Annotated in this window: 14 protein-coding genes and 1 pseudogene; 8 read left to right on the forward strand and 7 right to left on the reverse strand. The window is 74.4% G+C overall.

What is annotated here, in order from left to right; all coding sequences use genetic code 11:
* Nucleotides 1-426: 426 nt before the first annotated feature.
* Complete coding sequence (locus ACFWJO_RS24600; protein WP_386868337.1) at nt 427-1,356, reverse strand: SDR family oxidoreductase; 930 nt, start codon at nt 1,354-1,356, stop codon at nt 427-429.
* Nucleotides 1,357-1,483: 127 nt separating this feature from the next.
* Between ACFWJO_RS24600 and ACFWJO_RS24605 the strand changes: the two genes are divergently transcribed.
* From ACFWJO_RS24605 to ACFWJO_RS24635, 7 genes and pseudogenes are all read left to right on the forward strand, one after another.
* The gene (locus ACFWJO_RS24605) at nt 1,484-2,482 is read left to right on the forward strand and encodes an AraC family transcriptional regulator (protein ID WP_386868412.1); all 999 of its coding nucleotides are present in this window, start codon (nt 1,484-1,486) and stop codon (nt 2,480-2,482) included.
* A 172-nt stretch (nt 2,483-2,654) separates the two neighbouring features.
* On the forward strand, nt 2,655-4,085 hold the full coding sequence (locus ACFWJO_RS24610; protein ID WP_386868339.1) for a 4-hydroxyphenylacetate 3-hydroxylase family protein: 1,431 nt from the start codon (nt 2,655-2,657) through the stop codon (nt 4,083-4,085).
* Nucleotides 4,082-5,551, forward strand: coding sequence for an MFS transporter (locus tag ACFWJO_RS24615; RefSeq protein WP_386868341.1), 1,470 nt, complete (start codon nt 4,082-4,084; stop codon nt 5,549-5,551). Before ACFWJO_RS24610 ends, ACFWJO_RS24615 begins: the two co-directional genes overlap by 4 nt.
* A gap of 62 nt (nt 5,552-5,613) precedes the next feature.
* On the forward strand, nt 5,614-6,711 hold the full coding sequence (locus ACFWJO_RS24620) for a monodechloroaminopyrrolnitrin synthase PrnB family protein (protein ID WP_386868343.1): 1,098 nt from the start codon (nt 5,614-5,616) through the stop codon (nt 6,709-6,711).
* Nucleotides 6,712-6,727: 16 nt separating this feature from the next.
* Nucleotides 6,728-8,056 carry an FAD-dependent monooxygenase gene (locus ACFWJO_RS24625; protein WP_386868345.1) on the forward strand — a complete coding sequence of 443 codons (1,329 nt, stop codon included), beginning with the start codon at nt 6,728-6,730 and terminating at the stop codon, nt 8,054-8,056.
* Between the two features lie 75 nt (nt 8,057-8,131).
* Entirely contained in the window at nt 8,132-10,705 is a 2,574-nt protein-coding gene (glgP, locus tag ACFWJO_RS24630) for an alpha-glucan family phosphorylase (protein ID WP_386868347.1), read from the forward strand.
* A gap of 150 nt (nt 10,706-10,855) precedes the next feature.
* Nucleotides 10,856-12,084: pseudogene (locus tag ACFWJO_RS24635) on the forward strand (alginate lyase family protein).
* Nucleotides 12,085-12,097: 13 nt separating this feature from the next.
* Here ACFWJO_RS24635 and ACFWJO_RS24640 read toward each other — a convergent pair.
* The 5 genes from ACFWJO_RS24640 to ACFWJO_RS24660 form a co-directional block, all read right to left on the reverse strand.
* On the reverse strand, nt 12,098-13,762 hold the full coding sequence (locus ACFWJO_RS24640; RefSeq protein ID WP_386868349.1) for a histidine kinase: 1,665 nt from the start codon (nt 13,760-13,762) through the stop codon (nt 12,098-12,100).
* The gene (locus ACFWJO_RS24645) at nt 13,755-14,411 is read right to left on the reverse strand and encodes a response regulator (protein ID WP_386868351.1); all 657 of its coding nucleotides are present in this window, start codon (nt 14,409-14,411) and stop codon (nt 13,755-13,757) included. Before ACFWJO_RS24645 ends, ACFWJO_RS24640 begins: the two co-directional genes overlap by 8 nt.
* Before the next feature lie 86 nt (nt 14,412-14,497).
* The gene (locus ACFWJO_RS24650; protein ID WP_386868353.1) at nt 14,498-16,519 is read right to left on the reverse strand and encodes a M4 family metallopeptidase; all 2,022 of its coding nucleotides are present in this window, start codon (nt 16,517-16,519) and stop codon (nt 14,498-14,500) included.
* A gap of 530 nt (nt 16,520-17,049) precedes the next feature.
* Nucleotides 17,050-19,062, reverse strand: a complete 2,013-nt coding sequence (locus ACFWJO_RS24655; RefSeq protein ID WP_386868355.1) for an ATP-binding cassette domain-containing protein — start codon at nt 19,060-19,062, stop codon at nt 17,050-17,052.
* Entirely contained in the window at nt 19,059-20,888 is a 1,830-nt protein-coding gene (locus ACFWJO_RS24660) for an ABC transporter ATP-binding protein (protein ID WP_386868357.1), read from the reverse strand. The genes ACFWJO_RS24655 and ACFWJO_RS24660 overlap by 4 nt, the downstream gene beginning before the upstream one ends.
* A gap of 78 nt (nt 20,889-20,966) precedes the next feature.
* On the opposite strand from ACFWJO_RS24660, the gene ACFWJO_RS24665 reads away from it, so the two are divergent.
* The gene (locus tag ACFWJO_RS24665; RefSeq protein ID WP_386868359.1) at nt 20,967-22,235 is read left to right on the forward strand and encodes a hypothetical protein; all 1,269 of its coding nucleotides are present in this window, start codon (nt 20,967-20,969) and stop codon (nt 22,233-22,235) included.
* On the opposite strand, the gene glgX is transcribed toward ACFWJO_RS24665, so the two are convergent.
* On the reverse strand, nt 22,208-24,508 hold the full coding sequence (gene glgX, locus ACFWJO_RS24670; protein WP_386868361.1) for a glycogen debranching protein GlgX: 2,301 nt from the start codon (nt 24,506-24,508) through the stop codon (nt 22,208-22,210). The two genes, ACFWJO_RS24665 and glgX, sit on opposite strands and share 28 nt — an antisense overlap.
* Nucleotides 24,509-24,562: the final 54 nt, after the last annotated feature.

Here is a 24,562-nt window from a genome sequence, read left to right on the forward strand (position 1 = left end):
ACCTGACGGTTCGCGAGGGTGCGGGTGGTGTGCGCTCTTTCTAGCTCCGTCGGCGGCCGGTTAGTTGCGGGCATGGCCGCTCCTGTGCGCGTTCACTCGAATGGCGGGTCTAGAGGGAGTACGAAGGGGTACGGAAAGGAGCCTTCCCCCGGTTTTCGGGTGGGCAATCCGGCGCTTTGTTAACTACTAGGGCGTAGCCGGACCGGCAAGAACTCCTCCCGGACAAGAAACCGGCCCCGTCCTTGTGGGACGGGGCCGGTGGTGTCCCGGGTCCGGTCCGTGGCTCCGGACCCGGGAGGTGTGCGGGGCCACGCGACCGGCGCGCGGCGGGGCGGTCACGCCGCGGGGGCGGACTCCGGCCCGACGGGAGGTCAGGCGGTCGGGGCAGGCGGCAGGCAGGGCGGTCGGGGCCCGTCCGACGCCAGGTCAGGCGGGCTGTTCCTCCGTGTCGCTCGACCACACCTGCCAGGGCTGACGGGTCACCCACTCCTCCACCGGGGCCGGCGTCACGCCCAGGGCCTCCGCCGACACCCCGTCGTCGCCCGCCATCAGCAGCGGGTCGCCGCCCGTCGCCATGTAGTGGTAGATGCCCGCCACCCCGGCCGCCGTCTCCGGTCCGAGGAGCTGCGCCAGCCCCCGCTCGAAGTGCTCGGGCCGCAGCGGCACGTAGCGCACCGAGCGCCCCAGGCCCCGCCCGAACGCCGCCGCCAGGTCGGCGCCCGTCAGCGAGAGCGCCCCGCCGATGTCGAAGACCCTGCCCTCCAGGCCCTCCCGGGTCAGCGCGCCGTACGCCGCCTCCGCGAGGTCCCGGTGCGAGATCCACGCGGTCGGCGTCGCCGACGGCAGCGGATAGGCCAGCACGCCCTCGTTCACCAGGCCCGGCCCGTTCCACGGCGAGAACAGGTTGTCCAGGTACACCGGCGGCCGGACCACCACCAGCGGCAGGTCACGGCCGCGGAAGACCTCCTCCGCGGTCCGGCGGGTCTCGAACGCCGCCACCGTCGTCGCCGCCTGCGGCACCCGGGTGTTGGTGTTGAAGACCAGCCGCTCGACGCCCGCGTCGAGCGCCGCGTCCGCGATGTGCGTCGCGTACGCGCGGACCCGCTCGGCCTCGTACACCAGGGGCAGGGTGACGAACGCGTGCGTGACGCCCTCGAACAGCCGGCGCACCGCCCCCGCGTCCGCGAGCTCGCCCGCCACGAACTCCGCCCCGGGCAGCGGCGGCCGGTCGCCCTCCGGGCGCCGCGTCAGCGTACGGACCCGATGGTGCCGCTCGGCGAGCAGCCGCGCCACGGCACCGCCCTGGAAACCGGTCGCTCCCACGACCGCCACCCGCATCGGATTCTGACTGGACATGTGTCGATGAGGCCCTTCGATAGGCTGTGACCGCTGCCGGTTCCGGTTCCCTTCCAGGCTGGTCCCGGCTTTTCATCCGTTCAATTAACAAACAGGGGCGGAAGTTGAGGGATCGTCCATGGCCACCGTGGGAACCCAGGGCACTGACCGTCAGGCCGACCGCGCCACCTGGTCCGAGCGCAGCGAGGCCGAGCACGAGGACCTCCTGAGCGAACTCCTCAAGCCGCTCCGGCTCACCGGAGTCTTCGACAGCCGCTGGCACGTCAGCGCCCCCTGGGCCATCGAGGGCGACGCCGAGCAGAGCTGCGCCGTGCTCCACTACATCGTCGAGGGCGGCTGCTGGATCACCGGCGACGGTCACACCCCGATCGAACTGCGGGCCGGCGACCTCATCGTCTTCCCCACCGGCGTCGCCCACCGGCTCTCCGACTGCCCCGACCGTCAGGGCATCCCGCTCAAGGCCGTGCTGCCCGAGCGCAAGGCCGGCACCTCGGGCGAGATCCGCATCGAGGGCACCGGGGCGGAGAGCCGGCTGCTCTGCGCCGGACTCCACTACGACGCCAGCGCCGCCACCGGCCTCTACCGCGCGCTGCCCTGGGCCCTCGTCCTCGACCGCGCCCAGGTCGACCGCGAGCCGCTGCTCCGCGACACCCTGCGGCTGCTGGCCTCCGCCGACCGGCCCGTGGAACCCGGCGACCGGCTCATCACCCTGCGCGCCTTCGAGATGGCCCTGGTCCTGGCACTGCGCCCGCTGCTCCGCGAACTCGCCGGGAACCCCGCCTCGCTGCCGGTGCTGCGGCACCCCGGCATCAGCCGGGCCCTGGTGATGATCGCGACCCGGTTCGCCGAGCCCTGGACCATCGACTCGCTCGCCCGCGAGGTCGGCATGTCCCGCTCCGCGTTCACCGCCGCCTTTCGCGAACTCGTCGGCGAGTCGCCCGCCCGCCACCTCACCGCCCGCCGCATGCAGGAGGCCGCCCGGCTGCTCACCGAGACCTCGCTCCCGCAGTCGGCGGTCCCGGCCCGGGTCGGTTACCAGAGCGCCGTCGGGTTCCACCTCGCCTTCCGCAAGTGGTACGGCATGACGCCGGGCGAGCACCGGTCCGGGGTCGCCAGCGCCGCCTGACCGGGGCCGCCGCGCGGCCGGCGTCCGAACCGGGCGTTTCCTCCCGTCGGCCTGGCCGGTTCTTAAGGAGCCCTGGACGGACGTTCATTGCCCTCGGGGGCACGCGCCGGGAGGCTCGGGACGGCACAGCCGCACCACCACCCCCGTGCACCCCGAGGAGAGGCGACCACCGGTGACCAGGTCCGGGCAGGAGTATCTGGAGGCCCTGCGCGACGGGCGGGAGGTGTGGCTGGACGGCGAGCGCGTCAAGGACGTCACCGTCCACCCCGCGTTCCGTTCGGCGGCGGCCTCGTTCGCCCGGCTCCACGACCTCGCCGCCGACCCCGCCCACGCCTCCGTCCTGCGCGCCGGCGGCGTGCACCGGGCCTACGCCGTGCCCCGCTCGTACGAGGACCTGGTCGCCCGGCGGCGCGCCTACAAGCTGTGGGCGGAGGCCAGTTACGGCTTCCTCGGCCGCACGCCGGACTACATGGCCTCCGGCGCCGCCGGGTTCGCCGCCGTCCCGGACGTCTTCACCGGAGAGGGCTTCGACGGCGCCCCGAACGCCCTGGCCTTCCACCGCCGGCTCGCGGAGTCCGACCTCTTCTGCGCCTTCACCATCACCAACCCGGCCTCCGGCACGGGAGAGGACGACCTGCTCGTCCGGGTGGTCGAGGAGCGCGACGACGGGATCGTGGTGCGCGGCGCGAAGACCGTCGGCACCGGCGCCGTCTTCGCCGACGAGATCCTCGTGGGCACCATCGAACCGCTCGCCGCCGACGACACCGAGCACGCCCTCGCCTTCTCCGTGCCCGTCGACACCCCCGGCCTCCGGCTGGTCTCCCGCACCTCCTACGAGCAGCGCGCCCGCTCCGTCTTCGACCAGCCGCTGTCCGCCCGCTACGACGAGAACGACGCGCTGCTCGTGTGCGACGACGTCTTCGTGCCGTGGGAGCGGGTGCTCACCTACCGGGACCCGGCCACCACCGCCGGCATGTGGTGGCGCACGCCCGCCTACCTCAACTTCACGCACCAGTCCGCCACCCGCTTCTGGACCAAGCTGGAGTTCCTCACCGGCCTCGCGATCCTGATCGTCCGCTCCAACGGCACCGACAAGCTGCCCGCCGTCACCCAGGCCGTCGGCCGGCTCCTCGGCATGGTCGCCCAGGCCAAGGCCTTCGTGCTCGGCGCCGAGGCCTCCTGGGAGGAGGTCGACGGCGGGCGCGGCGGAGTGCGGCCCGGGCAGGAGATCTCCTTCGCCCAGCGGATCATGGCGGGCGAGATCCACCCCCGGGCCGTCGCGGACATCCGGCTGCTCGCGGGCGGCGCGCTGATCCAGCTCCCGGCGAGCGGCCGTGACCTGCTCCACCCCGAACTCGGGCCGCTGCTGCGGAAGTACGTCCGCACGCCCGGCGAGACCGCCGAGGACCGGATCAAGCTCCTCAAGCTGGCCTGGGACGCGCTGGGCTCCGAGTTCGCCGGCCGGCACGAGCACTACGAGCGCTTCTACCAGGGCGCCCCGCACGTCTACCTCACCATGCAGACCTGGGCGGGCGGCGCCGACGACTGCGAGGCGCTGGCCCGCGCCTGCCTCGACGGCTACGACCTGGGGACCGTCCGGTGAGCCCCGCCGCGGCGCCCCGGGGCGCCCTGGGCGTGCTCGCCGCCACCCAGCTGCTGCTGATCATGGACACCGCGATCGTCAACGTCGCGCTGCCCTCGGTCGGCGCCGACCTGGGCTCGGGAGCGGCGGGCCTGTCCTGGGTCGCCAACGCCTACCTCATCACCTTCGGCGGGCTGCTGCTCCTCGGCGGACGCGCCGCCGACCTGCTCGGCCACCGGCGGCTCCTCCTCGCCGGGCTGGCCCTCCTCGCCACCGCCTCCGCGGCCGGCGGGCTCGCCCCGAACCCGGCCGCCCTGGTCGCCGCCCGGGCCGCGCAGGGCACCGGCGCGGCGCTCGCCGCGGCCGCCGCCTTCGCCCTGCTGCTCGTCCTCTTCCCCGACGGGCCCGCCCGCCACCGGGCGCTCGGCGTCTTCGCGGCGATGGGCGGCCTGGGCGGCGTCCTCGGCACGGCCCTCGGCGGCGCCCTCACCGCCCTCCTCGGCTGGCGCTCCACCTTCTGGCTCAACGTCCTCGCGGCGGCCGCCCTGGCGGCCCTGACCCCGGCGGTGCTGCGCGGAGCGCCGCCCCGCCCGGGCGGCTCCGCCGGCTCCGCCGCTCCCGCCCGCCGGCCCGGGTTCGACCTGGCCGGTGCCGTCACCGGCACCGCCGGCCTCGGGCTCCTCGCGTACGCGCTCGTCGGCGGCGGCGAGCACGGCTGGCTCGCTCCCGCGACCCTCGCCACCGCCGCCGGCGGGCTCGTCCTGCTCGCGGCGTTCGGTCTCGTCGAGCGGCGGGCCGCCGCACCGCTCGTACCGCCCGACGTGCTGCGCAGGCCCGTCCTGCGGCGGGCCAATCTGCTGGCGGGGCTGGCCCAGACGGCGCTGTTCCCGATGTTCTTCCTGGTCAGCCTGTACCTGCAGCACGTGCTCCACCACTCGCCGCTCGGCGGCGGACTCGGGCTCCTGCCGCTGTCCCTGGTCGTCGTCGCCGTCGCCCCGCAGACCGGGCGGATCGTCTTCCGGCTCGGGCTCGCCCGCACCATGACCCTCGGCTTCGTGCTGCTCGCCGCCGGCACGGCCTGGCTCGGGCTCGCGCTCTCCGCCGACGGCGGCTTCGCCGGGACCGTGCTCGCGCCCAGCCTGGTCCTGGGCCTCGCCCTGCCGCTCGTCGTCGTCACCACGAACGTCGCCGCCACCGCCGACGCGCTGCCCGAGGAGACCGGGCTCGCCTCCGGACTCGTCAACACCAGCCAGCAGTTCGGCTCGGTGCTCGGACTCGCCGTCCTCGTCGCCGTCGCCACCGCCGTCACCGGCACCCCCGGCACCACCGGAACCCCCACGCCCGCCGCCGAGACCGGCGGCTTCCGCGCCGCGCTGCTCTGCGGCGCGGCCCTCGCAGCCGTGGCCGCACTCCTCGCCGTACGGCTGTGTCCGCCCGCCCCCGTCACGGCGCCACCGCGCCGCGACCGGGTGGGCGAGCCGCGCTGACCGCCGCCCCAGCGGTCAGCGCCCACCCCGACACCTCACCTACCTCTCCCGAGGGGGCTTCCGTGACGCTGTACGAACTCGTCGTGCCCGGACTCGACGAACGAACCGACCCGCGCTACCGGGTGGCCGACATCCGCGCCGCCGACCCGCTCGGCGCGGACGCCGTGATGGCCGCCGTACCCGCCATGAACGCCGACGCCGACACCGCCGCGCTCGCCGTCGCCCTGCGCGCCCTCGTCCCCGACCCGGAGCTCGCCGCCGGCTGGAGCGTGGTCGACGCGCTCGCCGCGATGCGCGACCTGGGCGTGCTCCTCGGCTCGCTGAAACGTCACGGCATCCAGCCCGTCGCCGCCGTCCCCGAGGTCCTGCCGGTCCTGGAACTCCTCGGCCGGCGCACCGACATGGTGCCCCGCGACACCGTCCACCACTACACGGCCTGGAACCCGCCCGGCCCCCGCCGCCGCACGTACACCGGGCACCCGATGGAGGCCCACCTCCAGGAAGCCGTACGGATGTCCTTCCCGGCCCTCGTCGCCGCCCTCGACGCCTGCGCCAGGACCGCCCGGCTCGAACCGTACGACCCCGGCTTCGCGCTCGCCCTCGACCGCACCGCCCACCACGTCCAGTCCCTGGTCGACGCCATCGACCTCACCGTCGCCCAGGTGACGCCCGAGTACTTCGCCCGCACCCTGCGCCCCTACTTCGAGGAGATCGACGTGGCCGGGCGCGCCTACCTCGGCCCCGCCGCCGCCCAGGTCCCGCTCTGGCTGGTCGACCTGACCCTCTGGCAGTGCGACCGCTCCGACCCGGCCTACGACGCCTTCCTCGCCGAGTCGCTCCCGTACGCCCTGCCGTCCTGGCGCGACTTCCACGCCCGGCACCACGGCGGCGTCTCCGCCGTCAGCAAGCTCTCGGCCGCCCTCAGCTGGGAGAGCGGCGACCGGATCCCGCCGCAGCTCGCCGCCTCCGCCGACTCGCTCGCCCGCGTCCTGCGCATCCTCAAGTCCTTCCGCGCCCGCCACTTCACCCTGGCCCGCAAGGCCTACCGCGACGACCTGCGCCTGTACGAGGAGGGCAGCGGCGGCGCCCCCGTCGCCCTGCTCCGCACGCTCCTCGACCTCACCCGCGCCAACGAGACGCTGGTGCGCCAGACCCTCTGACCCCCGGAGAACTCCCATGGCCCCCCACACCCCGCACGTCGTGATCGCCGGCGGCGGCATCGCCGGGCTCACCGCCGCGCTCGCCCTGCACGCCGTCGGATTCCCCCGGATCACCGTCGTCGAGGCCGCCCGCGCGCCCCGGCCGGCCGGCGCGGGACTCAACCTCATGCCGGGCGCCGTCCGCGAACTCGACGCGCTCGGCCTGCTGCCCGCCCTGGAATCGGGCGCCGCCCTGCGCACCCGGGAACTGCGCTACTACCACCGCTCCGGCGGCCTGATATCCCGCGAACCGCGCGGCCTCGGCGCCGGATACCGCTGGCCCCAGCTCTCCGTCCACCGCGCCCACCTCCAGCGCGTGCTCGGCGACGCCGTACGCGAGCGGCTCGGCCCCGCCGCCGTCCTCACCGGCGTCCGCGTGACCGGCGTGGACGTCCGCCCCTGCGGGCAGCCGCTGTTGCGCCTCGAGCACCGCGACCGCGTCGGCCGGCACGGCCGGGCCTCGCTCGAACCCGACGTGCTCGTCGGCGCCGACGGCATCCGCTCGGCCGTCCGCGCCGCGCTCAACCCCGGCGAGGGCCGCCCGCCGTGGAACGGCATGCTCGTCTGGCGCGGTGTCTCCCGGATGCCCGCCCGCACGGCCCCGCCCTTCATGCTCATCGCCGGCGACGACCGCCAGAAGGCCGTCGTCTACCCGATGAGCCCGCCGGCCGACGGCAGCGTCCTCGTCAACTGGGCGCTCGCCCGGCCCGCCGGCACCGCGCCCGACCCGGGCGACCTCGGCGACTGGAGCCGCGCCGTCGACGTGGAGACCTTCCTGCACCACTACGAGGGCTGGGAGTTCGACGGCGTCCGCGTCACCGACGTGCTGCGCGCCGCCGACACCGCCCACGCCTACCCGATGGTCGACCGCGACCCGCTCGACCGGTGGAGCCACGGCCGCACCACGCTCATCGGCGACGCCGCCCACGCCATGTACCCGATCGGCTCCAACGGTGCCAGCCAGTCGGTCGTCGACGCCCGCGCCCTCGCCCACGCCCTCGCCGCCCACCGCGACCCCGCCGAGGCACTGCGCGCCTACGAGGCGGACCGTCGGCCCATCACCACCGCGCTCCAGGAGGCCAACCGGCGACAGGGTCCCGAGGTCGTCATCGACCTCGCCCACCGGCGGGCCCCGCACGGCTTCACCGACGTCCACCAGGTCATCCCCGCCGAGGAACTGGCCGCCATCGCCCGCCGCTACGCCGCCACCGGCGCCTTCGACCCGGCCACCGTCAACCAGGGCTCCCCCTACGGGCCGCCGCACCTCCCCGCGCGCGCCGTGGTGGGACCCGCGGGCGTCGCCTAGGCTCCAGGGCGGAACCGCGGAGGCACAGCGTGGTGCTTCCGCTCCGCTCCGTCACGGCCTGCGAAGGTGGAACACGTGAAGGCAATCCGTCGATTCACCGTGCGTCCCGTCCTCCCCGACACCCTTCGACCCCTCGCCGACCTGGCGCACAACCTGCGCTGGTCCTGGCACGACCCCACCCGCGAACTCTTCGAGAGCGTGGACCCGGAAGGGATCCGCGCCGCCGACGGCGACCCCGTCCGCGCGCTCGGCGCCATCGGCAGCGGGCGGCTCGCCGCGCTCGCCGCCGACCAGGACTTCCTGGACCGGCTGCGCGCCGCGGCCGAGGACCTCGACCGCTATCTGACCGAACCCCGCTGGTACCAGGAGCAGCCGGGCGAGCCGCCCGCCTCGGTCGCGTACTTCTCGCCCGAGTTCGGCATCACCGCGGCCCTGCCCCAGTACTCCGGCGGCCTCGGCATCCTGGCCGGCGACCACCTCAAGGCCGCCAGCGACCTGGGCGTCCCGCTCATCGGCGTCGGACTGCTCTACCGCCACGGCTACTTCCGGCAGTCGCTCTCCCGGGACGGCTGGCAGCAGGAGCACTACCCGGTGCTCGACCCCGGCGAGCTGCCGCTCACCCTGCTCCGCGAGCCCGACGGCGCCCCCGCCCGCATCACCCTCGCGCTGCCCGGCGGGCGCAGTCTGCACGCCCACGTCTGGATCGCCCAGGTCGGCCGGGTCCCGCTGCTGCTGCTCGACTCGGACGTCGAGGAGAACGCGCCCGGCGAACGCGAGGTCACCGACCGCCTCTACGGCGGCGGCAGCGAGCACCGGCTGCTCCAGGAGATGCTGCTCGGCATCGGCGGCGTCCGCGCCGTCCGTACGTACTGCCGGCTCACCGGCGCCCCGCAGCCGGAGGTGTTCCACACCAACGAGGGCCACGCCGGCTTCCTCGGGCTCGAACGCATCCGTGAGCTCGGCGAGCGGCCGGGCCCCGGAGGACTCGGGCAGGGGCTCGACTTCGACGCCGCCCTGGAGGCCGTACGCGCCGGGACCGTGTTCACCACCCACACGCCCGTCGCGGCCGGCATCGACCGCTTCGACCGCTCGCTCGTCGCCCGCCACTTCGGCGAGGACGGCGCGCTGCCCGGCGTCGACACCGGCCGGATCCTCGCGCTCGGCGACGAGACGCCGCTCGGCGGCGAGCCCGGACTGTTCAACATGGCCGCCATGGGGCTGCGGCTCGCCCGCCGCGCCAACGGCGTCTCCACCCTCCACGGCTGCGTCAGCCGCGCCATGTTCGCCGGCCTCTGGCCCGGCTTCGACGCCGAGGAGATTCCGCTCACCTCGGTCACCAACGGCGTCCACGCCCCCACCTGGACCGCCCCGGAGGTCGCCCGGCTCCGCCCGGACGCGAGCGACCACGAGCTGTGGGAGCTGCGCCGCACCCTGCGCGAACGGCTCGTCCTCGACGTGCGGCAGCGGCTGCGGGCCTCGTGGCGGCAGCGCGGCGCGGCCGCCGCCGAACTCGGCTGGACCGACGGCGTCCTCGACCCCGACGTCCTCACCATCGGCTTCGCCCGCCGGGTCCCCTCGTACAAGCGGCTCACCCTGATGCTGCGCGACAAGGACCGGCTGCGGTCGCTGCTGCTGCACCCGGAGCGGCCGGTGCAGCTGGTCGTCGCGGGCAAGGCGCACCCGGCGGACGACGGCGGCAAGAAGCTGGTGCAGGAGCTGGTGCGGTTCGCCGACGACCCGCGGGTGCGCCACCGGATCGTCTTCCTGCCGGACTACGGCATGGGCATGGCCCGCGGCCTGTACCCGGGCTGCGACGTGTGGCTCAACAACCCGCTGCGGCCGCTCGAGGCCTGCGGCACCAGCGGGATGAAGGCCGCGCTCAACGGCTGTCTGAACCTGTCCGTCCTGGACGGCTGGTGGGACGAGTGGTTCGAGCCCGACTTCGGCTGGGCGATCCCGACCGCCGACGGTGCCGCCGCGCTCGACGAGGAGCGTCGCGACGACCTGGAGGCCGCCGCGCTCTACGAGCTGATCGAGCGCCGGGTCGCGCCCCGCTTCTACGACCGGGGCCCGGACGGCGTGCCGGCCGGCTGGACCGCCATGGTCCGGCGCACCCTCGCCGACCTCGGCCCCAGGGTGCTCGCGGACCGGATGGTGAAGGAGTACGTGGAGCGGCTCTACGCCCCGGCCGCCGCGGCCCACCGGGCGCTCGGCCCGGACGCGGCGCGCTCGCTCGCGGCCTGGAAGGCCCGGGTGCGCGGGGCCTGGCCGAAGGTGTCGGTCGACCACGTGGAGGTGGGCGACGACCTCCAGGACGCGGAGCTCGGCGCGACGCCGGCCGTCCGGGTCCGGGTGTCGCTGGGTGAGCTGCGTCCCGAGGACGTCGAGGTGCAGGCGGTGACCGGGCGGGTGGACGCGGACGACCGGCTGCTCGATCCGCGGATCGTGGTCCTCAAGCCGGCGGGCGGGCCCGACCTGGAGGGCCGGCTGCCGTACGCGGGCGCGCTGTCCCTGGACCGCACCGGCCCGTTCGGCTGCACGGTCCGGGTGCTGCCCTCGCACCCGCTGCTCGACCACCCGGCGGAGCCGGGCCTGGTGGCACTGCCGGCGGAGACGACGGGGGAGGGGGCGGGAGTCCTGATGCGCTGAACTCCTGTGCCGGAGCGGCGCGTTGATTGGTCTGGACCGGGGTCTTGACGTGTCCATGGGGTGCCTCTACGTTCCACGCTCGACGCGGAGTTCATTCTCCCGACCTGCGTTCACATGACGGAACATCAGCGAACGAGAGGCACCCCCCACATGCGCCTGCGATCCCTGGTCCTGACCGTGACGGCGGCCGTCGCGCTCCTAGCGGCCCCGACGGCCGCCGCCGGTCCCTCCGCCGGTCCGTCCGCCCCCGCGGCCGGCCGCCCCGCCGCCGCGGCGGCGGAGGCACCCGCGGCCTTCACCCACCCGGCGTCCTCGTCAGCGCCGCCCAGCTCGACTTCGTACGGTCCCGGGTCCAGGCCGGGGCCCAGCCCTGGAAGAGCGCCTTCGACCAGATGATGGCGAGCCCCTACGCCTCGCTCACCCGCACGCCCAGGCCCCGCGAGATCGTCGAGTGCGGCTCCTCCTCCAACCCCAACTACGGCTGCACCGACGAACGCCAGGACGCCGTCGCCGCGTACACCCAGGCCCTCGCCTGGTACATCACCCGGGACGCCCGGCACGCCAAGAAGGCGATCGAGATCATGGACGCCTGGTCGGCCGTGATCAAGGACCACACCAACTCCAACGCCCCGCTCCAGACCGGCTGGGCCGGCTCCTCCTGGCCCCGCGCCGCCGAGATCGTCAAGTACACCTACACCGGCGGCTGGCCGAACGCCGGACGCTTCGCGACCATGCTCCGCGACGTGTACCTGCCGGAGGTCTCCGGCGGCGCCGCCCTCACCAAGAACGGCAACTGGGAACTCATCATGACCGAGGCGGCCATCGGTATCGCCGTCCACCTGGAGGACCGCGCCGCCTACGACAAGGCCGTCGCCACCTACCTCGGCCGCGTCCCCGCCTACGTCTACCTCGCGGGCGACGGCGCCCTGCCCGCGCCGCCGCCGAACAGCTCCATCGACACCCGCGACGAGATCGTGAAGTACTGGCAGGGGCAGACCACCTTCGTCGACGGCGTCTCCCAGGAGACCTGCCGCGACTTCGGCCACACCGGCTGGGGCCTCGCCGCCGCCGTCCACACCGCCGAGACCAGCCGCATCCAGGGCCAGGACCTCTACCCGCGGGTCTCCGAACGGCTCCGGCACGCGCTCGGCTTCCACACCAGGTACGAGAACGGGACCGCGGTCCCGTCCTGGCTGTGCGGCGGCACGGTCAGGACGGGCCTCGGCCCGGTCACCGAGGTCGGCTACAACGCCCTGCACTTCCGCCTGGGCATCGGCATGACCAACACCGGGATCTACACCGAGGCGCGCCGCCCCGCCGGGACGGACAACTACTTCGTCTCGTGGGAGACCCTGACCCACGCCGAGAACCCCAGCTGAGCCCTCCGCCCGGCTACGGGACCCTCGCCTTGTCCGCCAGGCGCCCGTCCGCGTAGCACAGCCGGTACACCGGGATCGCCGCCAGCATGGTCGAGCGGTAGTACAGACACTCGTCCATGCCGGGCGGCTCCGCCGGGGCCCGCTGCGGGCGCCCGTCGAGATGACGGTCCGGCAGGTGCTCGGCGACCTCCGCCCGCGGCCGGCCGACGTGGATCCGGGCGTAGTCCTCCGGCTCCAGGAACGTCTGGTGCTGGGTGTACAGGGCGACGCCCGCCATCAGCAGCCCGAGCCCGGCGAGCAGGGCCAGCGGGATCCAGATCGCCCGGGCGAGCCCCCGCCGCACCTGCCGCCGCGCCAGGTCCAGCTCCCGCGCCGACCGGGGGGCGGCGGGCCGCGGGGCCGGCCGCCGCAGCGGCAGCACGGCGGACAGCTCGAACCCGCCCTCGGCGGTGGCCCGGTGCCGCAGCGAACCGCCCGCGAGCCGCACCCGCTCGTCGAGCCCCACGAGCCCCGTACCGCCGGACACCGGCCGGGAGCCCTCGGCCGGGCGGCGGCCGTCGCCGTCGGGGCGGGGGCCGTCGCCGCCCGGCCCCCAGCCGTCGCCGCCCGGGACCGGGCCCTCGCCGTCCGGCCCGCGGCCGTCGCCGACCGGGCCCGCCGGCCCGCTGGTGACCCGCACCCGCACGGTGCTCGCGTCGCCCGTCACCGCGACCGCCACCGGCGCTCCCGGTGCGTGCTTGGCCGCGTTGGTCAGGCCCTCCTGCACCACGCGGCGCAGGGCGCGGGCGGCCATCTCCGACGACGGCTCCGCCGCGTCCTCCAGGGCGACCGCCATGCCGGAGGCGCGGGCCCGGGCCACCAGCTCGGCCACCGACTCGTCCGGCGGCGCGACCGGAGCCTCCTCGCCGTCCTCGCGCAGCACGCCGATGATGTCCCGCAGCCGGGCCGTGGCGTCCGCCGCCGCACGCCGCAGCTCGCCCGCCGCGCGCTGCTGGTCGGGTCCGAGGGCCGGGTCGAGTTCCAGCGCGCCCGCGCGCAGCGCGAGCAGCGCCAGGTCGTGGCCGAGGGAGTCGTGCATGTCGCCCGCGATCCGGGACCGCTCGCGCAGCCGCTCCCGGTCGGCGACCGCCTCCTGCTCGCGCTCCATCCGGTCGGCCAGTTCCCAGCCGCTGCGCACCAGCCGGTCGTACTGCCGCACGTAACGCCCGATCAGCCAGGGCGCGACGACGGCCAGCGCCATCGAGAGCAGCAGCGCGAACCAGTGCGCCAGGGCCACGCCGGTCACCAGGACCAGGACGAGCCCCGCGACCGGAACCGCCGCGAACAGCCACAGGGCCGTGCGGGTCCGCTCCTCCCGGCGCCCGGCGAGATAGCCGAAGGCGACCAGCGGCAGCACCGACGAGGGAGTGAAGAGCTCGGGCGCCAGCGCGAGCGACACCGCGACGGTGAGGGCGAGCGGCGCCACCGGCCACCGCCGGCCCAGCGCCACGCACACCGCGAGCAGCGCCACGCCCACGGCCACCGCGGTCCACGAGCCGCCGTCGTTCGGGTCGGACTTCAGCAGTACCGGTACGCACAGCAGCAGCCACAGCAGGACGTCGAAGGTCCGCTCGAAGCCCTGCCCGAAGTCCCGTCGGCCGGGCCCCTCGGCGCCCTGCCGGGCGGCCCGCTCACGCATCGGGGACCAGACCCGCCTCGTACGCGAGGATCGCCAGCCGCACCCGGTTCCGCAGCCCGGTCCGGCCGAGGACCGCGCTCACGTGCGCCTTGACCGTGGCCTCCACGACGTGCAGCCGCGCGGCGATCTCCTGGTTGGACAGACCCGCGCCGACCAGGCCGACGACCTCCCGCTCCCGGCCGGTGAGCGAGGCGAGCCGGTCGCGCGCCTCGGCGGCCCGGCTGAACCGCGCGCCGCCCAGCGTGTCGATGACCCGCCGTGCGACAGCCGGCGAGAGGAACGCGGCGCCCCCGGCGACCGCCCGCACCCCGGCGATCAGCTCGCGCGGATCGCCGGACTTCAGGAGGAAGCCGCTGACGCCGCTGCCGAGGGCCCGTTCGATGTACGCGTCCTCGGAGAAGGTGGTGAGCATCACCACCGCCGCGCCGGGCGCGGCCCGCCGCAGTTCCTCGGCGGCGCCGAGGCCGTCGAGCCGGGGCATCCGGATGTCGAGGAGGACGACGTCGGGCCGGTGGGTGAGCGCGAGTTCGACGGCCTCGTGGCCGTCCCCGGCCTCGGCGACCACCTCGATCCCTGGATCGGTGGCGAGGATCGCCTTCACGCCGGCCCGGATCATCGCCTCGTCGTCCGCGAGCAGCACCCTGATCATCCGGCCAGCCTACGCAGACGCGCGGACGCCCGGAGGGAACGTTCCCTCCGGGCGTCCTCCGGATCACTTCCGGTGCGACCCGCCCCTTACGGGAAGGTCAGCTTGAAGCTGTTGATGTAGCCGGTGTCGATCGCCGCCTTGTCCTGGACGCGGAGCTTCCAGACGCCGTTGGCGACCTCGGAGGAGGCGTTCACGGTGTAGGTCTGGTTGATGTTGTCGGCGCTGCCGCCGGTGCGGTTGTGCAGGTTGTAGACCGAGCCGTCGGGGGCGATGAGGTCGACGACGAGGTCACCGATGTAGGTGTGGACGATGTTCACACCGACGGAGAGGTTGCTCGGCGCGTTGCCGCTGATGCCGGACACCGTCAGGGACGAGGTCACCGCGGTGCTGTTGTCCGGGATCGAGACGTCGGCGTCGTTGGTGAACACCGTGCCGCCGCCGGGGCCACCGGGACGGGAGCCGACGTTGATGGCGGCCCAGGCGTTCTCGACGGCCGTGACCTCGGCGCTGCCCGCGCCGTAGAGCTCGGTCGCCGCCGCGACGGTGCCCGTGCGGGCGCCGGCGTAGTTGGTGTTGGAGCTGAACTTGGTGGTGAGCGCCTTGAACCAGATCAGCGAGGCCTTGTCACGGCCGATGCCGGTGACGGGCAGTCCGTCGGAGGTCGGCGAGTCGTAGTTCACGCCGTTGATGGTCTTGGCGCCGCTGCCCTCGGAGAGCAGGTAGTACCAGTGGTTCGCCGGGCCCGAGGAGTAGTGGACGTCGATCGAGCCGATGCCCGAGTACCAGGCGTCCTTGGACGAGCCGTCCTTGCTCGGCTTGTCCATGTAGCGCAGCGGGGTGCCGTTGCCGCGGATGTCGATCTTCTCGCCGACGAGGTAGTCGCCCTTGTCGTTGGCGTTGTTGGCGTAGAACTCGACCGCCGCCGCGAAGATGTCCGAGGTGGCCTCGTTGAGGCCGCCGGACTCGCCGCTGTAGACCAGACCGGCGGTGTTGGAGGTGACGCCGTGCGTCATCTCGTGCGCGGCCACGTCGATGGAGGTCAGCGGCTTGGAGTTGTTCGAGCCGTCGCCGTAGGTCATGCAGAAGCAGGAGTCCGACCAGAAGGCGTTGACGTACGCGTTGCCGTAGTGGACCCGGGAGTACGCGCCGACGCCGTCACCGCGGATGCCGGAGCGGCCGTGCACGTTCTTGTAGTAGTCCCAGGTGAGCGCGGCGCCGTAGTGCGCGTCGGCGCCGGCGGTCTCCTTGTTGGAGGGGAGTCCGTTGCCCCAGACGTCGGTGCTGTTGGTGAACAGCGTGCCGGTGCCCGAGGTGCCGCCGTTGAGGTTGTACGTCTTGTGGTTGCCGCGGCCCGTGTCCGTCAGGGTGTACGACGGGGCGGTGCCGAGCGTGACCTGGCCGCTGTACATGGTGTTGCCGGTGCCGGTGTGGACACCCTCCCACTCGTACAGCTTCTGACCGGTCCTGGCGTCGGTGACGACGTGCAGCTCGCTCGGCGTGCCGTCGTGCTGGATGCCGCCGACGACCGTCTCGTACGCGAGGACGGGCGTGCCGTTCGCGGCCCAGACGACCTTGCGCGGGGCGCGCTCGGCCTTGGTGCTCTTGGAGCCCTCGGCGTTCGCGAGGCCGACCGCCTGCTTCTCGGCGGCGGCCGGGGCGACGGTCGCCGCGGCGGTGTCCACCTTCGTGATGTCGGCGCGGGTGGCCTTGGAGACGGACGTGGTGGCGCCGGCCTTGGTCTCGGCGACGATCAGGTCACCGCCGAGGACGGGCAGCCCGTTCAGCGTGCGCTCGTAGCGGGTGTGGGTCGTGCCGTCGCGGTCCTGGACCACGTCGCGGACGACCAGCTTCTCCTGCGCGCCGAGGCCGAGCTGCCGGGCCGTCTCGGCGGTGTCCGCCTGCGCGGCCTTGATGAGCGCGGCGCGCTGGGCCGGGGACAGGTCGGCCGGCAGCTTGCCGGGGTTGGCCTTGCCGGCGGCCTGCGCCTTGGGCGCGGCGCCGAACTGGTCGGCGGTGGCGGTGCCGGTCTGGACGCCGACGGCGATCATGGCGGCGGCAGCGATCAGGGCGCCGGTCGCGGTGGCGCGACGGCTGGGCGTGGATCTCACGCAGACTCCTTTTGCGAGGGGGGTACCGGGTGGCTGGGTGGGCCGCCCGGGCAGAGCAAGCAGAGCTGTGGAGCACGTACGGGTGAACTCGTGAACGCGATTGCGAAGAGCCGGGGGAGAGAGTGACAGGTGTGGACGGTGCCTGTCAGGAGCGCGTCAACAAGTTGACCGGAAATCGTCCGTTGCCCGAAAGGGCGTGTTCGTTAAGCGGACGTTTCGTCGGCCGTGACCGAGGCGCCGTCCGCCGTTCTCCGCCGGCCGAACGTGAAGAGCGACTCCAGGGCCGGCCCGAAGTCGCACGCGTCGACCAGGGAATCGAGCGGGGGAGCGGAACCGGCCGACCGGATCACGTCGTACCGTGGCCGGTTCCTTTCCCTCTCGCTGGCGCTGGAGGGTCCTGCTCTCCGGCGCGCCCGCACCCCCAAGCCGCCCTCCGGTCCCATCCCTTGGACACGCGGGCCACCTGAGGTACGGGCCGCCGGTGCCGGTCCTTCCGGGGCCGCCGAGGACGGACGGGCGCGGGAGCGGCCTCAGCCCACCAGGCTGTCCCGCCAGGCCCGGTGCAGGCCCGCGTAACGGCCCTCGCCGCCCACCAGTTCGGCCGGCGAACCGTCCTCCACCACCCGGCCCGCCTCCATCACCAGGACCCGGTCGGCGACCTCGACCGTGGACAGCCGGTGCGCGATGACCACCGCCGTACGGCCCGCGAGCACCGTGTCCATCGCGCGCTGCACCGCCCGCTCGCCCGGCACGTCCAGCGAACTCGTCGCCTCGTCCAGGATCAGTACGGCCGGATCGGCCAGCAAGGCCCTGGCGAAGGCGACGAGTTGCCGCTGGCCGGCCGAGATCCGGCCGCCGCGCTTGCGGACGTCCGTGTCGTAGCCGTCCGGCAGGCCCGCGATGAAGTCGTGCGCGCCGATCGCCTTCGCCGCCTGCTCGATCTCCGCCCGGCTCGCGTCCGGCCGGCCGATCGCGATGTTCTCCGCGACCGTCCCCGAGAACAGGAACGCCTCCTGCGTCACCATCACCACGCCCCGCCGCAGCTCGGGCGTCGACAGGTCCCGCAGGTCGACGCCGTCGAGCAGCACCCGGCCCTCCGTCGGGTCGTAGAAGCGGGCGAGCAGTTTCGCCAGCGTCGACTTGCCCGCGCCCGTCGCGCCGACCACCGCGACCGTCTGGCCCGCCGGGACCGTCAGGTCGAAGCGCGGCAGCACCTCGCCGCCCGTCCGGTACGCGAACCGGACGCCCTCGAAGACCACCTCGCGGCCCGGCGCGCCCCCGCTCCGCTCCGGCAGCGGGCGCGGCGCCGCCGCCTCCGGGACGCCCGGCTCCTGCGCGAGCAGTCCCGCGATCTTGGCGAGCGAGGCCGCCGCGGACTCGTACGAGTTGAGGAACATGCCGAGCCGGTCGATCGGGTCGTAGAGCCGCCGCACGTACAGCACGGCCGCCGCGAGCACACCCAGCTCCAGACCGCCGTCCGCCACGCGCCACGCGCCCCACAGGCACATCCCGGCCACCGCCGTGTTGGCGACGAGCCGCGAGCCCACCACATAGCGGGCCATCTCGAGCAGCGCGTCGCCGTTGCTGCGCGCGTGCCGGTCGTTCAGGACGGCGAACTCGGCGTCGTTGGCCCTTTCCCGGCGGAACGCCCGTACCGGCCGGATGCCGTTCATCGTCTCCGCGAACTTCACGATCACCCCGGCGATCGCCGTCGAACGCTCCGCGAAGACCACGGCCGAGCGGCGCCGGTAGAGCCGTACGAGCAGGTACAGCGGCCCGAAGGAGGCCACCGCGACCGCGCCGATGCCCAGGTCGAGCCAGAGCAGCACGAGCGAGATCGACACGAAGGACAGGACGACGCCGATGAGTTCCTGCAGGCCCTCCGAGAGCAGCTCGCGCAGCGACTCGACGTCGGTGGTGGAGCGGGAGATCAGCCGGCCGGAGGTGTAGCGCTCGTGGAAGTCCACGCTGAGCGCCTGCGCGTGCCGGAAGATCCGCCCGCGCAGGTCGAGGAGCACGTCCTGGTTGATCCGGGCCGCGGCCCGCACGAAGACGTACTGCAGCAGCGCGCCGCCCGCCGCGCACAGCAGATAGCCGAGGGCCACGACGACCAGCGGCCCGTGGTCGCCGACCCGGAAGGCCGGCACCCCCCGGTCGATCGCGTACGCCACCAGCAGCGGACCCGCCTGGAGCGCGGCCTGCTGCACGAGCAGGACGAGCGCGGCGACCACGACCCGCGCCCTGTGCGCGGCCAGCAGCGAGCGCAGCAGCCGGCCGGTGGCGCCGGGGGCGACGGGCAGGTCGTCCTGGTCGAAGGGGTCCGGCTGGTGGGCGGAGCCCGGGTCCGGAGCCTGGGCGGTGCCGGGGCCCGGGGTCTTCGCGTGCGGGCGCCGGGCGGTGCCGGGGTCCGGGGCCTCCGCGTCCGGGCCGCGAGGGGTGCCGGCGTCCGGGGCCTGGGCGGGCCCGGGGGCCGCGGTCTGCGCCGTCGGCGTCCGCGGTCCGCTCGCCTCCTGCCCGGACGCGGTGTCGGTGCCGTCCTTCATCGTGCCCCCTCGTGCTCGTCCGTCCCGCCCGACATCAGCCAGGCGTACTCGGCGCTGGTGCGCAGCAGTTCGTGATGGGTGCCCACCGCCGTGATACGGCCGCCGGAGAGCAGCGCCACCCGGTCGGCCAGCAGCACCGTCGACGGCCGGTGGGCCACCACCAGGGCCGTCGTGTCGCGGAGCACCTCACGGAGCGCCGCCTCGACGCGGGCCTCGGTGTGGACGTCCAGGGCGGACAGCGGGTCGTCCAGGACCAGGAAGCGCGGGCGGCCGACGACCGCGCGGGCCAGGGCGAGCCGCTGACGCTGGCCGCCCGACAGACTCAGGCCCTGCTCGCCGACCTCGGTGCCGGTGCCGTCGGGCAGCCGGTCCACGAAGCCGTCCGCCTGGGCGACGGCGAGCGCGCGCCGCAGCTCCGGCTCGCCGGCGTCGGGCCCGGCGCCCATCAGGACGTTCGCGCCGACGCTCGCCGAGAAGAGGGTCGGCTCCTCGAAGGCCATGGACACGAGGGACCTCAGCCGGTCCCGCGGCATCAGGGTGATGTCCTCGCCGTCGAGGAGGATCCGTCCGCCGGTCGCCTCGTGTAGCCGCGGTACGAGCGCGGTGAGCGTGGTCTTGCCGGAACCCGTCCCGCCGACCAGGGCCATGGTCTCGCCGGGCCGGATGTGCAGGTCGACGCCGTCGAGCACGGGCGGCGCGTCCGCCGGGGCGTCCGGGTAGCGGAAGGTGACGTTCTCGAACCGCACCCCGTCCGCCGTGCCGGACGCCGCCGGGCTGCCGGACGCGGCCGCCCCGGCCGCCTCCGGCTCCTCCGCGGCGTCCATCACCTCGAAGTAGCGTTCCGTCGCCGTCGCCGCCTCCTGGCTCATCGCCAGCAGGAAGCCGATCGACTCCACCGGCCAGCGCAGCGCGAGCGCCGTCGACAGGAACGCCACCAGCGTGCCCGCCGACAGCTCGCCGTCGGCGACCTGCACCGTGCCGAGCACCAGGGCCGCCCCCACCGCCAGTTCCGGCAGGAAGGTGATGAACGCCCAGATGCCGGCGAGCAGCCGGGCCTTGACCAGTTCCGTGCCGCGCAGCCGCTCCGCCAGGGTCCGGAACGCCTCCGCCTGGCTGCGGTGCCGGCCGAAGCCCTTGACGATGCGGATGCCCAGCACGCTCTCCTCGACGACCGTCGTCAGATCGCCCACCTGGTCCTGCGCCCGCCGCGCCGCCACCGAATACCGCTGCTCGAAGACGGAGGAGAGGATCACCATCGGCACGACCGGGGTCAGCAGCACCAGGCCGAGCGTCCAGTCCTGGGCGAACAGCACCCCGTACCCGGCCAGGATCGTCACGCCGTTGACCAGCAGGAAGGTCAGCGGGAAGGCCAGGAACATCCGGACCATCATCAGGTCCGTGGTGGCGCGCGAGAGCAGCTGTCCCGAGGCCCACCTGTCGTGGAAGGAGATCGGCAGCCGCTGCAGCCGCCGGTAGAGGGCGGCCCGCATCCCGGCCTCGACCCCGGCCAGCGGACGGGCCACCAGCCAGCGCCGGAAGCCGAAGAGGACGGCCTCGGCGATCCCGAGCAGCAGCAGGTACAGCGCGCCGAGCCACACCCCGGTCCCGTCGCCGTCCCTGACCGGCCCGTCCACCAGCCACTTCAGGACGAGCGGGATGACGAGCGACAGACAGGACGCGACGATCGCGACGACCGCGGCGGTGAAGAGGCGGACGCGTACGGGCCGTACGTACGGCCACAGGCGTAGCAGCGAGCGCACGGCGGAGTGCTCGGGAGCGGCCTCCGCCGGCTGCTTTTCCTTGGTGGGTGCATGTTTTTCGGGCATCAGGTCCGAGCGTAGGGTTCACCCCTGACATCGCTCATGTGGTTTTCCGGCCACGGGAACATCGTCAGGAGTACGAGGGTGGGGAACACCAACGACCACGGGACCGGGCGCCGCGCCGCCGCGGCCCTGCTGCCGCTGCTGCTCGCGGCGCTCACGGCCTGCCAGTCCGGCGGCGGGCAGGAGCCCGGCGGAGGGGCGAAGGCCACGCCGTCCGCGACGCCCGTGTTCGACGTGCGGCTCGACGACCAGCTCTCGGCTGCCACCCGGGCCACCCAGGCCGCCGGCACCGCCCGCTTCACCTCGACGCTCAGCTACGGCTCCGCCAAGGGCACCGCCGTGGACCGCGCGAGCGGAGAGCAGGACTACGCCCGTGACCTCGCCCGCGCCGGGCGCGAGCTGACGGTCCCGCGCCGCTTCCCCGCCGACGCCGCGGCCGACCTCGGCGCCCGGCCGGGCGAGAAGCCCGTGACCGAGTCGTACGTGGTCGAGGGCAACCAGGTCGACTACCGGACCCGGCAGGGCGGCTGGCTCCGCTACTCCTCGCAGGCCTCCATGGACGTCGTCGACCTCTACGACGGCATCCTCCAGCGGGCGGGCGACGCCGCCCCGTACGGGGGCACCCTCGCCGAGGTGGTCCGGAACGCCGACGCGACGAAGCAGCCGGTCAAGGCGGCCGACGGCAGCCGTACGTACGAGCTGACCGTCACGCCCCAGATCGCCGCGCCCGCGCTCCCGGAATCCCTCCAGGGCCCGCTGAAGTACGACAAGGGCAGCGCGCGGATCGCCCTGACCGTGGTCCTCGACGAGCAGGGCCGGCTCCGCCGGGCGAGCGCCGACTACACGCCCGCGCTCGAGCGGATGCACGAGGAGGGCCTCCTCAAGGGCGTGACCTCCCTCAAGGCGGAGTACTCCCTCACCGGCCTCGGCAGCACCAGGTCGCCCGGCCCGGCGGGCGGGGGCGCGAAGGCCGAGGACGCCGAGAAGGCCCTCACCCCGCTGACCGAGGTGGAGCCCGGCGCCTGCGGCTCGGCCGACACCGGCCTCGGCGGGAGCCTGCTCCTGGTCCGGGTCGTGCCCTGCGGGACCGAGGCCGACCTGCGGGTCTTCGGCCAGGTGAAGGTGAACGAGACCGTCCAGGGCGACCCGGACGGCGTCGCCCAGCGGAAGGCCGGGGACCGCTGCGGCGCGAAGTTCGACTCCGCGCCGCGGGCCTGGGTCGCCGACGCCCGGCCCAGGGGCACCTACTTCACCTACGGCGCGGGCGCCGCCAGCTTCGCGTACACCGGTCCCGACGTCGACGTCGAGGGCGACTACACCTGCTACGTGGTGACGTCCGGCCGGCTCTGACCGTCCACCACCCGCAGCAGCAGCACCGACCGCCCCGCCACGCTGATCGTCCCGCCGCCCCGGTGCACCGTGCCCGGGGCGGCGGACTGCTCCTCCAGGGCGGTGTCCACGACCCGTTCGTACGCCTCCGCCCACGGCGGGCCCGGCAGCCGGTACTCCACCGGCCGGTGGTCCGCGTGCAGGATCGCGAGGAAGCTGTCGTCGACGACCTGCTCGCCGCGGGCGTCCCGGCCCGGTATGTCACGCCCCGACAGGTACAGGCCGAGCGTGGCGGCGGGCGCGTACCAGTCGGCCTCCGTCATCTCGGTGCCCCCGGCGGTGAACCAGGCGAGGTCCCGCAGCCCGTCGGCGCCCTGCGGCCGGCCCGAGAAGAAGGCGCGGCGGCGCAGCACCGGGTGACGGTGGCGCAGGTCGAGCAGCCGTCGGGTGAGGGCGAGGAGCTGGGCGCGGCCCGGGTCCTCGGGGAGGGTCCAGTCGAGCCAGCCGATCTCGTTGTCCTGGCAGTAGGCGTTGTTGTTGCCGCCCTGGGTGCGGCCCATCTCGTCGCCCGCGACGAGCATCGGCACGCCGGTGGACAGCAGCAGGGTGGTCATCAGGTTGCGCAGCTGGCGGCGGCGCAGGGCGTTGACCGCCGGGTCGTCGGTCTCGCCCTCGGCGCCGCAGTTCCAGGAGCGGTTGTCGTGCGTGCCGTCCCGGTTGCCCTCTCCGTTGGCCTCGTTGTGCTTGCGCTCGTACGACACCAGGTCCCGGAGCGTGAAGCCGTCGTGGGCGGTGACGAAGTTGACGGAGGCGTACGGGCGGCGCCCGCCCCAGGCGTACAGGTCGCTGGAGCCGGACAGCCGGTAGCCCAGGTCGCGCACGTCCGGCAGCGCGCCGCGCCAGAAGTCCCGCACGGCGTCGCGGTAGCGGTCGTTCCACTCGGTCCACAGCGGCGGGAAGGCGCCCACCTGGTAGCCGCCGTTGCCGACGTCCCACGGCTCGGCGATCAGCTTCACGCGGCGCAGCACCGGGTCCTGGGCGATGACCGCGAGGAACGGGGACAGCATGTCGACGTCGTGGAAGGAGCGGGCGAGGGCCGCCGCCAGGTCGAAGCGGAAGCCGTCCACGCCCATCTCGGTCACCCAGTAGCGCAGGCTGTCGGTGATGAGCCGGAGCACCTGCGGCTGCACGACGTGCAGGGTGTTGCCGCAGCCGGTGTAGTCGGCATACCTGCGGGCGTCGGACTGGAGGCGGTAGTAGCCGCGGTTGTCGATGCCCTTCAGGGACAGGGTCGGGCCCAGCTCGCCCGCCTCCGCCGTGTGGTTGTAGACGACGTCGAGGATCACCTCGATGCCGGCCGCGTGCAGCGCCCGCACCATCCGCTTGAACTCGCCGACCTGCTGCCCGGCCGTGCCGCTCGACGAGTACCCGGCGTGCGGGGCGAAGTAGCCGATGGAGTTGTAGCCCCAGTAGTTGGTGAGGCCGCGCCGCAGCAGGTGGTCCTCGTGCGCGAACTGGTGCACCGGCAGCAGCTCGACGGCCGTCACCCCGAGCCGCACCAGGTGCTCGATCGCGGCGGGGTGCGCGAGCCCCGCGTACGTGCCGCGCAGGTGTTCGGGGATGCCCGGGTGCCGCGCGGTGAAGCCCTTGACGTGCAGCTCGTAGATGACCGAGTCGGGCCAGGGCGTCTTGGGCCTGCGGTCGTCGGACCAGTCGTCGTCGTCCTGGACGACGACGCCCTTGGGGACGTACGGGGCGGAGTCCCGCTCGTCCCGGACGGTGTCGGCGACGTGCTGCTGCGGCCAGTCCCGCACGTGCCCGTACACCTCGGGCGGCAGCCCGAAGCGCGCGAAGTCCCCGTCGACCGCCCGCGCGTACGGGTCGAGGAGCAGCTTCGCCGGGTTCCAGCGGGCCCCGGTCCACGGGTCCCAGCGGCCGTGCACCCGGTAGCCGTAGCGCTGACCCGGCCCGACGCCCGGCACGAAGCCGTGCCAGATCTCATGGGTGAGCTCCGTCAGCTCCACGCGGGTCTCGCGGCCCGCGGCGTCGAACAGACACAGCTCCACCGCCTCCGCCCCGCCCGCCCACAGCGCGAAGTTGGTGCCCGCGACCCCGTCGGGCCCGACCCGGCAGCGGGCGCCCAGCGGTGTCGGCGCGCCCGGCCACACCACCGGCCGGTCCGGCGGCGCCGCCGGACCCGCCACCGGCGGCGCGTCCGGGCGTCCCGCCCGGCCCGGCGCCCTCAGGGCCCGGGCATGCTCGTGTACCGCCTCCTGCTCGGCTGCGCTCGACACCGTCCGGCCTCCCGCGGCTCGCCCCGCTCGGACCCGCGGCGTCCCGGCCGCGGC

Source organism: Streptomyces sp. NPDC127092 (assembly GCF_042722475.1).
Taxonomy (GTDB): Bacteria; Actinomycetota; Actinomycetes; order Streptomycetales; family Streptomycetaceae; genus Streptomyces.

Bases quoted from the DNA above. Each gene is read 5' to 3' on its own strand.
- ACFWJO_RS24655 (WP_386868355.1), bottom strand. From the start codon at position 19,062: ATGAAGGACGGCACCGACACCGCGTCCGGGCAGGAGGCGAGCGGACCG.
- ACFWJO_RS24645 (WP_386868351.1), bottom strand. From the start codon at position 14,411: ATGATCAGGGTGCTGCTCGCGGACGACGAGGCGATGATCCGGGCCGGC.
- ACFWJO_RS24640 (WP_386868349.1), bottom strand. From the start codon at position 13,762: ATGCGTGAGCGGGCCGCCCGGCAGGGCGCCGAGGGGCCCGGCCGACGG.
- ACFWJO_RS24625 (WP_386868345.1), top strand. From the start codon at position 6,728: ATGGCCCCCCACACCCCGCACGTCGTGATCGCCGGCGGCGGCATCGCC.
- ACFWJO_RS24600 (WP_386868337.1), bottom strand. From the start codon at position 1,356: ATGTCCAGTCAGAATCCGATGCGGGTGGCGGTCGTGGGAGCGACCGGT.
- ACFWJO_RS24660 (WP_386868357.1), bottom strand. From the start codon at position 20,888: ATGCCCGAAAAACATGCACCCACCAAGGAAAAGCAGCCGGCGGAGGCC.